We start from the raw sequence: 14,804 nt of genomic DNA, 5'->3' as shown, positions 1-14,804 counted from the left end.
ATCCACAAACTCGGACCCGGCCTCTACGCAGCCACAGCCTGGACCTCAACCCCCTTGCCACCAGCACAAACAGGCTAACTTCCCGGCCTTGGGGCAACCTCAGCCAGCACGAGGGGCGCCACTTCACGGGACGCCGTCGCCGACACGCGCTGGCGGCGTTCCTGGAGCGCGGAGCGGCGCGGGACCCCTTCGCCTTCGCCGCCGGGGATCGGCCCGTCGTCCGCATGAACGCCGCGACGGCGGCTGCGTCGCCCACGCCCGGGAGGAGGGCCTGCGCGTTCCGGCAGGCTCATGCGCCTGAGCGGCGGCGGGCACCGCACGGGGGGGCGGGGGCGGGCGGCGGCGTCGTCCGCGGCCACGACGGAGCACGGCCGGCTCACGCACATGGCGGTGGACAAGCACCCGGCCGGAGCCGAGACGGCCCGGACCGAGCGACCGCGCGAGGTGGATCCCGTCGCGCGTGAGCCGCGCCGCCCCACTCGGCGCCGGCGACGGGGTGCGTCGGCCGCGGACGCCGGGTACGTGCCGTCCGCGCCGGCCCGGTCCGCCCACGCCCATCGTCCGACGGTGAGGTGCTACCGGGGGGCGAGGCGCGCCTCGGTCTCCTCGATGGGCACGTCGTGTCCGGCCTCGCACCGCACCGCGGGCACCAGCGGGGCGCCGCAGCCAGCGTGTGCGAGCTCGACTCCGCCGTGCACTCCCTCCCCGGGGGGCCGCCCCCAGCGCATCAGTGCGACGAGCAGTGGAAAGAGGGCCCGGCCCCGATCGGTCAGCACGTACTCGCAGCGGGTGCGCGCACCCGGCTCGCGATAGGGGCTCCGTTCCATGAGCCCGTCGGCTACCAGCTGGCTCAGCCGCTTGGAGGCCACCGTCTCGGCAAGGCCGGTGCGCCGCACGAGCTCGTCGAAGCGGCGCCCGCCGTAGAACGCTTCCCTGATCAGCATCATTGCCGAGCGGGTGCCGATCACCTCCAAGGAGCGCTCCATGGTGCACCAGCCGGCCGCCGTGAAGGCATCCCGGTCGGCGAATTTGCCCGTGCGGGTGAACACCGTGTCCTCGCGGTGCAGGTCTGCGCGTTCCATGACCCCATCCTAGCTGGCTGGCATCGCCAGCAGTCAGGGTGCTACTTTCCTGGCTATGCAAAAAAGCAGTCAGCCATCGGCGTCGAGTGTCGCGGGCCCGCCCGTCCAAGCCGTCCCGGCGCCCGTTGCCGCTTCTGCCGTGCACGGCAGCACACCCGTCCACCCCTGGCGGGGCGTGTTCACCGTGTGCCTCGGCGTGATGATGGCGTTCGTCAACGTCTCGTCCACAATCGGCGCGCTCGGCGCCGTCCAGCAGGACCTGAACCCCTCGGCGAGCACGCTGGTCTGGGTGACCAGCGCCTACTCCCTGGTCGTCGCCAGCCTGGTGATGTCCGCCGGTACCCTCGCCGACCTGATCGGCCGCCGCGCGGTCTTTCTCGGCGGGGCGGTGGTCTTCACCGCCGGCAGCGTGCTCGCCTTCACCGCCGAGGGCACCGGGGTGCTGATCACCGCGCAGGCGGTCATGGGCCTGGGCGGCGCGGCCATACTGCCCGCCAGCCTGTCGATCGTCAGCCACTCCTTCACCGACCCGCACCAGCGGACCAAAGCGATCGGCGCCTGGGCCAGTTGCTCCGGCCTCGGACTCGCCGTCGGCCCGCTCGGCGGCGGTCTGCTCCTGGGCCGCTTCACGTGGCATGCGGTGTACCTGATCGACGTCGTCATCGGCGTGCTCACCATGATCCTCACGCCGTTCCTGGTGACCGAGTCCAAGCACCCGACCCGGCGCCTGGACCTCCCCGGAGTCCTCCTGGGCACCGTCGCGATCGCCTCGGCGACCTATGCGATCATCGAGGGCGGCTCCTCCGGCTACACCTCCGGCCGCATCATCACCATGTACGCCGTCTTCGCAGTCTCCCTGGTGCTGTTCCTGACCGCCGAGGCGCGCCACCACGACCCCATGCTGAACATGCGCCTGTTCCGCAACCGCTCATACACGGCGGTGATGGGCGTCGCCGCGGCCTCCATGTTCGGCTTCGTCGGCATTTCGCTGCTCGCCGTCCTGTACATGGAGCACGTCCAACGGCTGTCCGCACTGGCCACCGGCGTCCGCCTGCTGACCATGTTCGCCACCTACATCGTGGTCAGCGCGCTGGCAGGGCGCATCGTCCAGAGGATCGGCTTCACCCTCATGCTGACCGCGGGCCTCGTCGTCCTGGGCACCGGAGCCCTCGCCCTGCTGGCCGTCGGCCCCCTCACCGGTTACGGCGCCCTGTGGCCCGGCCTGCTGATCGCGGGAATCGGATCCGCGCTGTTGACCGCGCCCTCGACAGCCGCCGCCGTCAACAGCGTTCCGCGATTGCAGGCCGGCATGGCCAGCGCCACGGTCAACATGTCCCGCCAGATCGGTTCCGTCCTAGGCCCCAGCATCCTCGGCACCATCGTCACCACCCGCTTCCCTCGCTACCTCGAGGACCAGCTGGTCTCCGCAGGCGTCCCGTCCCCAAGCGCCGCCCGCATCATCGCTGGCACCGTCCACAGCGGTAGCACGGGCGAACTGCCCGCCCGACTCGCCCGCACAGTCACCGACTCCGCCGCCCGCGCCTTCACCGACGCCGTCCACCTCGGACTGCTCATCGCAGGCATCACCCTGCTCGTCATCGCGGTGCCCACCGCGATCCTCGTGCGGCACCGCAACACGGCAGTCTGAGACAGGCAGGGCGCGCCGCGCAACGTCACAGCACTTCCGGCAGGCCTGTCCGGCAGTGTGATCGGCCCGCGCCCGCCGACCGCGGTGTCCGCCAGCGCGCACCCGGCGGTCCGAGCCGAGGAGCGCCGGACCCAGCCCGGCCATGCCCTCGCGGACCGTCCGAACGGCGGCTCCGGACGGAATCGACTGCTCCGGCGCCGACGTCGTCGGCCTCCTCCTCCGCTGGCCGCGCCAGAAGGCCTGAGCCGTCATCAGGCCGATCGCGGTCAGGGCCGCTCCCCGAGCGAAGGGGAGCGGCCCTGACCGCGTCGGCGGCGGGAAGGAGAGCACCGGAGACGAACGGCGCCCGGGTGGACCACGCCACTCTCGCGGATGATCGGCAGGCCGAACCCGCCAATCTCCACCCGCTGCCCACGTCCGGCGACCGGGCGCATGGCGCACGTCCTCACCACCTCCCGTCCCGGGGGGCTTCACCGCCACCGCGCTGAACACGCGATGGGGCGGCGGCACCACGTGCATCCCGGTCGGGTCGTCGTGGCTCTGCCCGGCCGTGGTGATCGACACCTGCCAGCGCCGGGTCGTCGGCTGGTCCATCGCCGACCGCATGCGCATGGACCTGGTCGCCGACGCCCTCGAGGCAGCCGTGGCCGCCCGCGGCGGAGCCGCAGACGTGGCATTCCGCACCGGTCACAGGCCGCGACACACGAGTCGGTCCTTCGCCTGTCAACGGCCCTGAAGCTCTCCCTGTGGGCGGCCGCGCGTTCTCTCCCTGACGGCCGCAAAGCCCTCCCCGACGGCGGCCAGATATGTCCCCGCCGTCGTTGCCGGTGAGGTCGGCCGAAGGGCCTCACTCCCTGTCCGGAGGCGGCCTGGTCCAGCCGGAAGCCCCCACCCAGGGCGACGACGATGTGGCCGTGGCGCGCGAGGCGGTCGACGGCGCGATGGCCAGGTCCTCGGCACGATCTCTTCGAATTCCGAGGGGCGGAGGTCGCCCCTGACCGCCATCGCCCGGCGTCCGTATGCGGCACCGACCTGGCGGTAGAAGCCCTCGGCCGCGTCCGGGGGGACCGGCAGCAGCCCGGTGTCGTCCACAATGACCAAGTCGGAGCGGATCAGCCGGGCGAGCGCCCAGGCGATCGAGTCGTCCGCGCGGTGGCGGACCAGGACACCCAGGTCCTCGGTGGTGTACCAGGCGGAGGTCATCCCGGCCTCGATCACGGCCTGCCCGAGTGCCTCGGTGAGGTGCCACTTCCCGGTGCCGGATGGTCCGCACACGCAGAGGTCCTCCCGCCGCTTGACCCGGTCCAGCGACTTGAGCGCGTCCCGGGCCTACCGCGGAATCGAGGGGGAGGTCTCGTCTCAGCCCCCGAACGTCCTCCCGGCGGGGAGGCCGGCCCGCTTGCGGCGGACGCGCAGGTTCACGCGGTCCCGGCCGGCCTCTGGGCCGGCAGGAATCGGACCGCCTCAGCGGGGTCCCAGCGCTGAGCCCTCGCGGTCGGATCAGGTCGGCCAGGGTACGGCGGATGCAGGGCAGCTTCAGGCGCTTGGCCGGTTCGATGGCCTCGGCCAGCGGGTCTCGGGTGCTGTTGCGGACGGAGCGGAGCGGAGTGGCCGCCGGATGCTGTCCTCGCCGGTCGCGGCGGGGGTGAAGGTGGTCCCGATGCGGGCCCGGGCGGATGTGCCGGGCTGCAGGCCGGGGCTTTGCGCGGCCCTGGTCGGCCCGGTCGCGTCCCGGCCGGCCTGGTGGTCCAGGATCGACAGCAGGTCCTTCCCGGAGAAGCGGCCCGTCGCGGCGGTGGTGCGCAGGGCGCGGTCGACCTGCGCGCCGGAGCAGTGCTCGGCAAGGGTGACGCCCTCGGCCATCCTCGCCTCGATGCGGCGGGCTCCGCCGGTGGCGGCCTCGACCAGCCAGGCGGCGGCCCTGAGGCCGATCACCAGAAGTGCGTCCTCCTCGGCGCTGGTCGCCCGCGGGGTGCGGTCTGCTTCCTTGCCCCCGCGCGGCGGGTAGTGCGTCTGATCGATGATTGGCGACCCGGCGGGTGCCGCAGGTGCGGCCGCAGTCCTCCCGTGCGGCCGTGGCCGGCGGCGTCAGCCCCTCGTCACGGAGCCTGCGGGCCGACTTCGGCCGCTGCTTGCGCGCGGAGCAGGTCGACGGGGGCAGCTCCAGCACCCGGCAGAGGGGACCGCCTCCGAAGCCGTCGCGCAAGTGGTCGATCACCCCCCCGGCAGGGGGCACCCCTGGCTCGGCCTCGTCCGGGGACGGCCGACCTCCGGGGCGAAGACCACCGAGGCGGCCCCCGGGACCCCGTTCGCCCGCCTCGGCCCAGCCCCTTGCCTGCGGAGGTCTTTGAGCTCATCGCGCTCCGCGCTGGTGAGCCGGTCGCCGCGCTCGCCGGCGTCCGCCTCGGCCTGGCGCACCCAGGGCCGCAGGGCCTCCTTGCGGATGCCGGGGTCGCGGGCGAGGTGCGCCGCCGACAGGCCGCGCTGCAGGGAAAGACGGTGAACCCCCGACGCGCCGCCGGTGTCCCCGTGGTGCCGGTCGCACCCGCACGAACGCCGGGGAGCAGGGTGCTGCACACCCTGCTCCCCGGCCACGCCGGGCCCTGACGTCCCACCCGGCTGCTACGCCCCGTCCTTGGACCGCCTCGGCGCAGATGCCTCCTCAGGACGGGGGGGCGGTCCCGTCCCGTTCCTCGGCCGGGCGGGAAGCCCGGTGGCGGCCCAGCCGGCCAGGAAGGTGAGGGCCTGCGCACTGGGCGAGTGCGGTTCCGCCGTGTAGACGAGCAGGCTCTGGTCCGCAGCCCCCCGCACATCCAGCACCTGGAAGTCCAGGATCAGCTCCCCGGCGACGGCATGGACAAACTCCTTGCGGCCAGGCCGCTGGGACCGCACCCAGCGGTCGGACCACCATCGGCGGAAGTCCGGGTCCTTCATGGAAAGCTCCCCGACGAGCCGCGCGAGCTCCGGGTCGTCCGGGTAGCGTCCGGCGTCCATGCGGAGATAGGCCACACACTCCTGGGCAACCCTCTCCCAGTTCGCATAGAGCCCGCGGACCTCGGGGTCGAGGAAGGTGAGCCACATGTGGTTGCGCCGCCTGGACGGCAGCCTGGAGTAGTCGGTGAACAGCGCGGCGCTCAGGCTGTTCCACGCCAGGATGTCCATGCGACGGCCGAGCACCAGCGCCGGAATGTTCACCATGCTGTCCAAAAGGACCTGGGTCGCCTGCGAGACCTGCTGGCTCCTCGGTCCGGGCGGCTTCGCCCCGCCGAAGGCACTGGCCTCCACCGCGCACCGCAGAAGGTATTCCTCCTCGTCGGGCCGGAGTTCGAGGGCCCTGGCCAGGGCCGTGAGGATGGCGGACGAGGCGGACTTCACGCGGCCTTGCTCCAGCCTCACGATGTAGTCCACGCTGACGCCCGCCAGTGACGCCAGTTCCTCACGCCGCAGTCCCGGCACCCGGCGGTGCCCGGTCGTGGGCAACCCCACCTGCTCCGCGGTGACCCGGGCGCGGCATGCGCGCAGGAATTCACCGAGTTCAGTCACCGCAGTTTCCTTCTCGTTCGACCTCTCCGCATCCTGCAGCGGGTCAGGCGTCAGCCTTCACGTCGTCGTGATCGGTGGACAGGGCCAGTTCCCGCCAGGCGTCGGCCTCTTCGCGAAGCTGAGCGATCTTGTGGTCCATGGCTGCGGCGCAGTCGCTGCCGAGCTGGGCGCGCAGCGGCGGGTTGGCGGCGTCGGCGAGGGCGAGGATGGCTGTGGCGCCCTTGACGGGGTCACCGGGCTGGGCGTGGTTGAGGCCGGGAACGGCCCGGCGCACGGCGCCGGCGGTTTCGGCGTAGTCAGGGATGAGCCGGCCCTCCGTGTGCAGGCTGGTGGCGTCGAGGAAATCGGTGCGGAAGTACCCCGGCTCCACGATCGTGACGTGGATCCCCAGCGGCGCCAGTTCCTTGCGCATGGCCTCGGAAAGGCCTTCCACGGCGAACTTGGTGGAGCAGTAGACCCCGAAGCCCGCCGCGCTCTCGAAGCCTCCGATGGAACTGAGGTTGAGAACGCGGCCCGACTTCTGCCGACGCATGACCGGCAGCACGGCGCGGGTGACGTTGGCCAGGCCGAAGACATTGGTGTCGTAGACCGAGCGGAACGCCGCGTCGGAGGTCTCCTCCACCGCGCCGAGCACACCGCGTCCCGCATTGTTGACCAGGACGTCGATCGTGCCGAACCTCCCGAGGGCCGCCTCCACCGCTTCGTGGGCCTGCGCCTCAACGGTGACGTCGAGCGTGACGGCGAGCAGGTTGTCACCGTACCGGGAGAGCGCGTCCTGGATGTCCTGGGCCCTGCGGGCCGTGGCCACGACCTTGTCGCCCCGCTCCAGCGCCTGGCGGGCGATCTCCAGGCCGAACCCGCGGGATGCACCGGTGATGAACCAGGTGGACATGTCATTACCTTTCGTTTGTCTTATCTAGGAAAACATTCTAAATGACCGGGCGGTATCCGGCCATTCGCGCTGACCGGGCGCGCGGCGTCCGATGCGGCGCATCGCAGGGCGGAGGACGGGCCTTCCATTGGACGTCCCCAGCCGGCTCAGGCAACGCGGCGAGCCGCCTAGCCCGAGGGCGCCAAAGAGCAATGCTCAGACATGGCCTGGTCTCCGCCTCACCGCGCTAGAACCGGATTCCCCGCGCTCTGCGGCCCGCAGCGGCCGTCTCGGGCTGTGGTGCCGGCCGCCCCCGGCGGCAGCGATGGCCGCTGCCACCACGGCGAGCACAGCCACCAGCAGTCCGAAGCCCGTGAACGCGGGAGCGACGCCGAACCGGGACGCAGCGGCACCCACGGCCACCACCGGCACGCTCACCGCCAGGTAGGCCAGGGCGAAGAACCCCGGCAGGAGCTGGGAGTGCCCGCCGGCGATCACCGCTGCCGCCACGGTGCTCGTGGAGCCCATGAAGGACAGGCCGAAGCCTGCACCGGTGATCGCCGCACCCGAGAAGAACAGCAGGGTGCAGGCCATGTCGAAGCCGGCCACGGACACGCCGACCCCGGCCACGAGCAGCGCACAGCCGGTCACCGACGCCGCCCGGCCGCCCAGCCCGCGCAGCAGCATCGGGGCAATGCCGCCGCAGCCCTGCACCACCAGGATGACGAGCGCCGACAGCGCCCTGTCACGGGTGTGCAGCAGACCGGCGACCAGGTCGACCCCCAGTGCCAGGTACAGGCCGACGACCGCCCAGCCGGCCGTGACGACGGGAGCCACCCGGAGCAGAACGCCACGTGGCTCCGCACCCATCCGCAGCACCCGGGGGCGCCAGGGCTGCAGCCGTTCCGGAGCGACCTGCCAGGGGGGAATGGCCCGCACCAGTGCGAGTCCGCAGAGGGACAGGACGGCCAGTACGGCGAACGGGGTGATCAGCGGCGCGGGAGCGAACTGCACGGCGAGCCCCGAGAACACCGCGCCGAGCGCGATGCCGGTGGAGGTCGCCGCGCTGTTGGCCGCCGCCGCGGCCTGGTGGCTGCGGTCGCCGTGCAGGTCGGCCAGCGCCGAGCCCGCACTGCTGGTGAGCATCCCGACTGCGACGCCCTGGACCAGACGGGCCAGGCACAGCATCCATGCTCCCGTGGCCAGGAGGAACACGAGGAAGCTGACGACAATGGTGACCAGCGCCGCCGCGATCGTCCGCTGGGTACCCAGATGCCCGGCCAGGTCCCCGGCCAGCAGCAGGGTCAGGATCGCGCCGAGCGCGTAGCAGGCGTAGACGATCGTCGACGTGGTCGTCCCGAAGTGCCATTGCTGCTGGTAGAGCCCGTACAGGGGAGACGGGGCGCTGCTGGCGGCCATGACCACGAAGACGATGCCGACCACGGCCCGAAAGTGCCAGGGGCGGCGCGCCCGGCGGTGCCGGGCGGGGTGTCGGCTCCCCCGGGTCGCGAAGGGGGCCGGCTTGCCGACGTTCATGTTCTGCCGTCTCCGATGGGAATCCAGCCCCGGCCGTCAGCGGCCGAGGACGACCTTGGTCTCCAGGTACTCCTGCATGCCGTCGGGGCCCCATTCGCGGCCGTTGCCCGACTGCTTGTAGCCGCCCCAGGGCGCGGTCCAGTCGAACGCGGCGTTGTTGATGATCACGTAGCCCGCTTCGATCCGGGACGCGACGTCCGCAGCGTCCGAGAGATCATTGCCGGTGACATAAGCGGCAAGGCCGTACCGGGTGTCGTTGGCGATCCGGACGGCCTCGTCCACCGTGTCGTAGGTGATGATCGACATCACCGGGCCGAAGATCTCTTCCTGGGCGATGGTCATGTCGTTCGTCACCCCGGAGAACACCGTGGGCTTGACGAAGTGCCCGTCCTCCAGGCCGTCCGGCTTGCCCAGGCCTCCGGTGAGCAGCCGGGCCCCCTCGTCCAGGCCGGTCTGGACATAGCGCTGGACGGTCAGCCACTGCTCGCGGGAGATCAGCGGCCCCATGTCGGTGCCCTCCGCGCGCGGGTCGCCGATCCGGAGCTCCTCCACGCGCGGGAGCAGCACCGACAGGAACTCCTCCAGCCGCTCGCGGGGCACCAGGGTCCGGCTCGGCGCGCTGCAGATCTGGCCGGTGTTGGCCATCAGCCAGGTGAGCACCGTGTCGACCGCAATGTCCAGATCCGCGTCCGGCATGATCACCTGCGGTGACTTGCCGCCGAGCTCGGTGGCCACACGCTTGGCGCTCTCGGCCGCGGCGGCGTTCACCTGGAGCGCCGCCTCACCCGAGCCGGTGAAGGACACGACGGCCACGTCGGGGTGCGAGGCAAGCGCGTTTCCGATCACCGAGCCGCGGCCGGTGACGAGATTGAACACACCCGCAGGAACGCCGGCGGCCTCCAGGATCTCGGCCAGGACGACGGCGGAGTAGGAGGCCAGCTGAGCCGGCTTGAGGACGACGGTACAGCCGGCCGCCAGCGCCGAGGCGGTCTTGCCGGCCGGCTGAAGAGCGGGGAAGTTCCACGGCGTGATCAGAGCAGCCACGCCGATGGCCTCCTTGCGGATGTGGGTGGCGCCGCGGTCCTCGGTGAACGGGAACGTCTTGAGCACCTGGGCAGCGGCCCGGAACTGGATCAACCCGGCCGCGACGTGCATGGCACGGGACAGCGGCAGCGGGCAGCCCAGCTCGGCGGTGACCGCCTGAGCCATGTCCTCGGCGCGGCGCTCGTACTCGTCGGCGATCCGCTCCAGCAGGTCGATGCGCTCCTGGCGGGTGGTGCGGGAGAAAGAGGGGAACGCCCGGTTGGCCGCGGCGACCGCCAGGTCGACGTCGGCCACGCCGCCGAGCGCCACCCGGCCGGACACCTCGCCGGTGGCCGGGTCGGTCAGCTCGGCAGCCGTGCCGTCGAGCGGCTCGCGCCAGGCACCGTCGATGTACAGCTTGGTGTAGTCACGCATGTTGTCTCCGTGAGAGTCGCGATCCGCCCTGCGGCGGGGGCGTCCTTCCGTGCATGAGGGCGCCTTGCGGAATCCATGGTCGTGGCGGGGAGCCCCGGCATACAGGGAGGCCTTTTCCTGTGCATCGGTCCCTGGGAAAGCCGGTGCCAGGCACCCAGGCCGCACGCGTCCGTCCCGGCCCGGGAGCGGCCCGCCGCACCCCCGGCCGTCACCGCCGGCCGGCCGCGCACCCGGCGACCGGGAGGGACCCGCGGGTCAGGGCTGGTGGATCTCGGCGTCCTTGCAGCGCCGTGCGCCGACCCGCCCCCGAGCGACGGAGGGCGACGGGCACCCCGTCGAGCCGCTCACCGCCGGCTCGCCGCTGACGGGCCCCGATCGAGTACGGCCCCCGGGAGCCGGCGCCACGAATGGCAGACCTGCATCACCTCTTCTAGCATTGGCAACGCACCGCTCCGGTTGGCCCGGATGCTTCGATGCCCATCACCCTGGGCAAGATGAACCGAATCGAGTCGCCATGAAGCATGTCGACACCCCGGCACACCCCCGTGAAGCCGCACCAGGTATTCCGGACGTAGAAATCACGCTCGACGTCAACGGTGAGCCGCATCGCATGCGACTCGACGCGCGCGTCACCCTCCTCGACGCCCTGCGTGACCACTTGGGGCTCACCGGAGCCAAGAAGGGCTGCGACCAGGGCGCCTGCGGCGCCTGCACCGTCCTCGTCGACGGGAAGCGCATCGTGTCCTGTCTCGCCCTGGCTGCTCAGTACGACGGCCGCGAGGTCACGACGATCGAGGGTCTGGCTCAGAACGGCGTGCCTCACCCGATGCAGCAGGCGTTTGCGCGCCACGACGCTTTCCAGTGCGGCTACTGCACGCCCGGGCAGATCATGTCTGCGGTGTCCCTGCAGGCCGAAGGCCGGGCGGAGACGGAAGAGGACATCCGTGAGTTCATGAGCGGCAACATCTGCCGCTGCGGTGCCTACCCGAATATTCGTGCAGCGATCCGCGAGGTTGTGTCGGAGGTCCGGGATGCGTCCCTTTGAATATGTTCGGCCCGCAGAGGCCCGCCAAGCGGTGGCTGTCGTGTCGGCAGACCCGCAGACGTCCTTCCTGGCCGGCGGAACGACCCAGCTGGATCTCATGAAGGACGGGATCCTGGAGCCAGGGCGACTGGTCGACATCACGCGGCTGCCGCTCAGGGGGATCATGCACGACGAATCATCCGTGCATGTGGGCGCGCTGACCACCATGGAGGAACTCGCCATCGATCCCGTTGTGCGCGAGCGGCTCCCCTTCGTACGCGACGCGCTCCTGCTCGGAGCGTCCACGCAGTTGCGCAACATGGCGACGATCGGCGGCAACCTGCTGCAGCGGGCGAGGTGCCGCTACTTCAGGGACCCGACCGTCCCGGCGTGCAACAAGCGCAGTCCCGGATCCGGCTGCGCCGCCATCACGGGGTTCCAGCGCATGCACGCGATCCTGGGAACGAGCAGTGAGTGCATCGCTCTGCACGCGTCGGACGTCGCCGTCCCCTTCGTCGCGCTGGACGTGGTCGTGCACGTTCAGGGACTTGGCGGATCCCGGACGGTCCCGCTGACGCAGTTCTACCGGCAGCCCGGGGCGACACCGCACATCGAGAACGTGCTCGACCACGGGGAGCTGATCACTGAGGTGGAGATTCCCCTGCTCCCCGAAGGAACCCGGTCGCACTACCTCAAGGTGCGGGACCGCGTGTCCTACGAGTTCGCCCTCACCTCGGCCGGTGTGGCCCTGCAGATGGAAGGCCGCACCATCACCGAGGCCCGGATCGGACTGGGCGGCGTGGGTACGGTTCCGTGGCGGGCCTGGGACGCCGAAGCGGCGCTGCGCGGGGCACCGGCGAGTGCTGAGAGCTTCCGGTCGGCCGCGGAGGCGGCTTTGGAGGGTGCCCGGACGCTGCCCGGCACCGCGTTCAAGGTGGAGCTCGCCAAGCGCACCCTGATGCGCACCCTGGAGAGCGTGGCAGGAGTCCAGTCATGACCACTTTGGAGACCCCGGCCCAGGCAGTCATCGGCGCGGGGGTCGATCGCGTCGATGCTCCGCTGAAGGTCACCGGGGACGCCCACTACCCCAACGACTATTCCTACCCGGGCATGGTGCACGCTGCCCTGGTGGGCAGCACCGTCGCCGCGGGGCGGATCCGCAGCATCGACGTGTCCGAAGCCCGGCGGGCGCCCGGCGTCCTCGCTGTGATCACTCATCTGAACGCCCCGCAGCTGGAACGCGGTCCCATGACGCTCCTCGGGCCGTCACCGCCGGCGCCCATGCAGGACGACCGGATCCTGCACTACGGACAGCACATCGCAATCGTCGTGGCCGACAGTCCGGAGCGGGCACGGCACGCCGCCTCGCTCGTCCGTGCGGAGTACGAGTCCACCGAGGCGCTTCTCAACGTCGAAGACCCTCGTGCTGAGATCGTGGAGAACCCCTGGGGTCTGGACAGCGAGCGCGGAGACGTCGCTGCTGGATTCGCCCAGGCCGACGTCGTGGTCGACGAGCGCTACACCACACCGGACAACACCAACAACCCGCTCGGCCTCTTCGCCACGATCGCCTCGTGGCACGGCGACTCGGTCACCCTGCACGACTCCACCCAGTGGCCGCACAACGTGCGGACGTCGCTCGCGAAGATCTTTCGGATCCCCGAGAGCGGTATCCGGGTACTCGCACCGTTCGTCGGCGGCGGCTTCGGGGCGGGGCTGCGGGTCTGGCCCCACACCATCCTCACGGCGATGGCCGCTCGCGAGGTCAGGCGTCCGGTGAAACTGGTGCTGACGCGCCCGCAGATGTTCACCTCCGTGGGGCATCGCCCCGACAGCATCCAGCGGATCAAAATCGGCGCAACCTCGTCCGGGGGCCTCGTGGCCCTCGAGCACCACGCCGTCTCCTCGGTGGCGATGGAGGACGACGACTACGAACCGGTCGCCTCGGGCTCAGCGGTCTCGTACGCGTGCCCCAACGTTCTGACACGCGACCGCCAGGCCCGGCTCAACATCCCCTGCCCGGGCTCCATGCGCGCCCCCGCCGAAGGCCAGGGCAACTTCGCCCTGGAATGCGCCATCGACGAGGCGGCTCACGCCATCGGCATGGACCCACTGGAGTTCCGCATCCGGAACTACGCCGAAGAGCATCCGGTACTCGGACTGCCCTGGTCGAGCAAGGCCCTCCGCGAGTGCTACGCCCTCGGCGCGGAGCGGTTCGGCTGGTCGCGCCGTAACCCGGCAATCGGTTCCATGCGCGACGGCAGGTGGCTGATCGGGTATGGCATGGCCGGCGTTTCGTATCCGTTCTACCAGGTGCCCTGCCAGGCACGGGCGTCCCTGCGCCATGACGGCTCTGCCTACGTGCGCAGCGGCGCCACCGACATCGGCACGGGGACCTACACCGTCATGACCCAGCTGTCCGCCGAGCTTCTGGGTCTGGAACTCGCCAGGGTCCGATTCGGCCTGGGCGACTCCGACATGCCCTACTCCCCTCAGGCCGGTGGCTCCGGTCTGACCGGAGCACTGGCCAACGCGGTCGACATCGCCTGCGGCAACCTCATCAAGGAGTTCCTCGGTCTCGTCCGCGACGACGAGGCCTCCCCCCTGCGCGGCGCAGCACCCGACCAGGTCACCGTCGGTGGCGGGCGGCTGTACCGGGTCGGCGCTCCGGACCAGGGAGAGGCGTACACCGACATCCTCAGCCGCCACGGACTGGAAGAGCTCAGCGCGGACGGCCGCAGCACGCCCCCCGACTCCCAGCGGATCGGCATGGCCACGGCCGGCGCCTTCGGGGCGAAGTTCGTCGAGATCCGCCTCGACCCCCAGCTGGGTCTGCTGCGAGTGGCACGTGTGGTCAGCGCGATCGACGGTGGGCGCATCCTGAACGAGAAGACAGCCTCCAGCCAGATCATCGGCGGGACCGTGGGGGGCATCAGCCAAGCCATGTTCGAGGCGACGGAGACCGACGCGGTCACCGGAAGGATCGCCAACGCCACCTTCGGGGACTATCTGATGCCCGTCAACGCCGACATTCCGGCTATGGAGGTCATCTTCTGCGGTGGACCCGACCGCGCCACCGAGGTCGGCACCAAGGGCGTCGGCGAGGTCGGCCTGGTCGGCATGGCAGCAGCCATCGGCAACGCGATCCACCACGCTACGGGCCGGCGGCTGCGCTCGCTTCCCTTCACCATCGATCAACTGCTCTGAGCCTGGCGTCCAACCTCGCCGGTTCACTCGAACCGCCGGCCTGCGGTTCTTGCCAGGACAGCGGCCGCGGCCGTTCCCCGCCCTTCGAGGCCTCAAGTGACGAAGCCCGAGAGAACGGCCGCTGCGTGTGAGTCCTCCCCCGCTGGGGGGCGTGGCGTGCAGCGGCGGCCGCCCGCACGGGTGGCGGTGAGCACGGTGGCCCCCCGGGCGCGGGAGGCCGATCGAGCTCTGCAGGAGGGGCGGCCAACGGAGCCCTCAGGATGATGCGGGTCGCCGGACCGGCCCCCGCGCCCCGCGACTCCGGAAGCCGTACCGGCGACCCCCCCCCCCCCCGGGGGGGGGGGGGGCCCGCCCCCCCGGGGGCCCGGGCCCGCGGGCCCGGCCCCCCCCCCCCAAGAAGGCCCCAACCGCGCATATACCCCCCCCAGCCCCCGC

Annotated in this window: 13 protein-coding genes; 5 read left to right on the top strand and 8 right to left on the bottom strand. The window is 71.4% G+C overall.

The genetic code is table 11. From position 1 onward, the window contains the following. Positions 1–575 precede the first annotated feature (575 nt). A complete protein-coding gene (locus ACFY07_RS28065) occupies positions 576–1,082 on the bottom strand; it encodes a winged helix-turn-helix transcriptional regulator (protein ID WP_390872357.1) in 507 nt (168 codons plus the stop codon). 139 nt (positions 1,083–1,221) lie between these two features. On the opposite strand from ACFY07_RS28065, the gene ACFY07_RS28060 reads away from it, so the two are divergent. Beyond that, positions 1,222–2,730, top strand: a complete 1,509-nt coding sequence (locus ACFY07_RS28060) for an MFS transporter (protein ID WP_390872356.1) — start codon at positions 1,222–1,224, stop codon at positions 2,728–2,730. A gap of 484 nt (positions 2,731–3,214) precedes the next feature. Next, entirely contained in the window at positions 3,215–3,466 is a 252-nt protein-coding gene (locus tag ACFY07_RS28055) for a DDE-type integrase/transposase/recombinase (protein WP_390872358.1), read from the top strand. On the opposite strand, the gene ACFY07_RS28050 is transcribed toward ACFY07_RS28055, so the two are convergent. The 7 genes from ACFY07_RS28050 to ACFY07_RS28020 all read right to left on the bottom strand — a co-directional run bounded on the left by ACFY07_RS28050 (position 3,454) and on the right by ACFY07_RS28020 (position 10,138). After that, complete coding sequence (locus ACFY07_RS28050; RefSeq protein WP_390872355.1) at positions 3,454–4,005, bottom strand: ATP-binding protein; 552 nt, start codon at positions 4,003–4,005, stop codon at positions 3,454–3,456. The two genes, ACFY07_RS28055 and ACFY07_RS28050, sit on opposite strands and share 13 nt — an antisense overlap. A 261-nt stretch (positions 4,006–4,266) precedes the next feature. Continuing rightward, positions 4,267–4,665 carry a hypothetical protein gene (locus ACFY07_RS28045; protein WP_390872354.1) on the bottom strand — a complete coding sequence of 133 codons (399 nt, stop codon included), beginning with the start codon at positions 4,663–4,665 and terminating at the stop codon, positions 4,267–4,269. A gap of 279 nt (positions 4,666–4,944) precedes the next feature. After that, entirely contained in the window at positions 4,945–5,307 is a 363-nt protein-coding gene (locus ACFY07_RS28040; RefSeq protein WP_390872352.1) for a transposase, read from the bottom strand. Between the two features lie 45 nt (positions 5,308–5,352). Continuing rightward, positions 5,353–6,273, bottom strand: coding sequence for a helix-turn-helix domain-containing protein (locus ACFY07_RS28035; protein ID WP_390872351.1), 921 nt, complete (start codon positions 6,271–6,273; stop codon positions 5,353–5,355). Between the two features lie 43 nt (positions 6,274–6,316). Further along, positions 6,317–7,165, bottom strand: coding sequence for an oxidoreductase (locus ACFY07_RS28030; RefSeq protein WP_390872350.1), 849 nt, complete (start codon positions 7,163–7,165; stop codon positions 6,317–6,319). A gap of 195 nt (positions 7,166–7,360) precedes the next feature. Further along, positions 7,361–8,587, bottom strand: coding sequence for an MFS transporter (locus tag ACFY07_RS28025; protein WP_390872349.1), 1,227 nt, complete (start codon positions 8,585–8,587; stop codon positions 7,361–7,363). A gap of 129 nt (positions 8,588–8,716) precedes the next feature. Further along, a complete protein-coding gene (locus ACFY07_RS28020) occupies positions 8,717–10,138 on the bottom strand; it encodes an aldehyde dehydrogenase family protein (protein WP_390872348.1) in 1,422 nt (473 codons plus the stop codon). A 514-nt stretch (positions 10,139–10,652) separates the two neighbouring features. On the opposite strand from ACFY07_RS28020, the gene ACFY07_RS28015 reads away from it, so the two are divergent. From ACFY07_RS28015 to ACFY07_RS28005, 3 genes are read left to right on the top strand one after another with little or no spacing between them, the layout of a single operon-like run. Next, positions 10,653–11,183 (top strand): (2Fe-2S)-binding protein, encoded by a 531-nt coding sequence (locus ACFY07_RS28015; RefSeq protein ID WP_390872347.1) that lies wholly within the window; start codon positions 10,653–10,655, stop codon positions 11,181–11,183. 40 nt (positions 11,184–11,223) lie between these two features. Next, positions 11,224–12,159, top strand: coding sequence for an FAD binding domain-containing protein (locus ACFY07_RS28010; protein ID WP_390872346.1), 936 nt, complete (start codon positions 11,224–11,226; stop codon positions 12,157–12,159). Beyond that, entirely contained in the window at positions 12,156–14,369 is a 2,214-nt protein-coding gene (locus tag ACFY07_RS28005; protein ID WP_390872345.1) for a xanthine dehydrogenase family protein molybdopterin-binding subunit, read from the top strand. Before ACFY07_RS28010 ends, ACFY07_RS28005 begins: the two co-directional genes overlap by 4 nt. Positions 14,370–14,804 lie beyond the last annotated feature (435 nt).

The organism is Streptomyces sp. NPDC001380, assembly GCF_042895785.1.
In the GTDB taxonomy this organism is placed as follows: domain Bacteria; phylum Actinomycetota; class Actinomycetes; order Streptomycetales; family Streptomycetaceae; genus Peterkaempfera.
Note: the sequence above shows the minus strand (reverse complement) of the source record. Positions and strands in the feature narration are given on the sequence as shown.

Coding starts and splice junctions, on each gene's coding strand:
- ACFY07_RS28065 (WP_390872357.1), bottom strand. CDS start 1,082: ATGGAACGCGCAGACCTGCACCGCGAGGACACGGTGTTCACCCGCACG.
- ACFY07_RS28030 (WP_390872350.1), bottom strand. CDS start 7,165: ATGTCCACCTGGTTCATCACCGGTGCATCCCGCGGGTTCGGCCTGGAG.
- ACFY07_RS28020 (WP_390872348.1), bottom strand. CDS start 10,138: ATGCGTGACTACACCAAGCTGTACATCGACGGTGCCTGGCGCGAGCCG.
- ACFY07_RS28015 (WP_390872347.1), top strand. CDS start 10,653: ATGAAGCATGTCGACACCCCGGCACACCCCCGTGAAGCCGCACCAGGT.
- ACFY07_RS28005 (WP_390872345.1), top strand. CDS start 12,156: ATGACCACTTTGGAGACCCCGGCCCAGGCAGTCATCGGCGCGGGGGTC.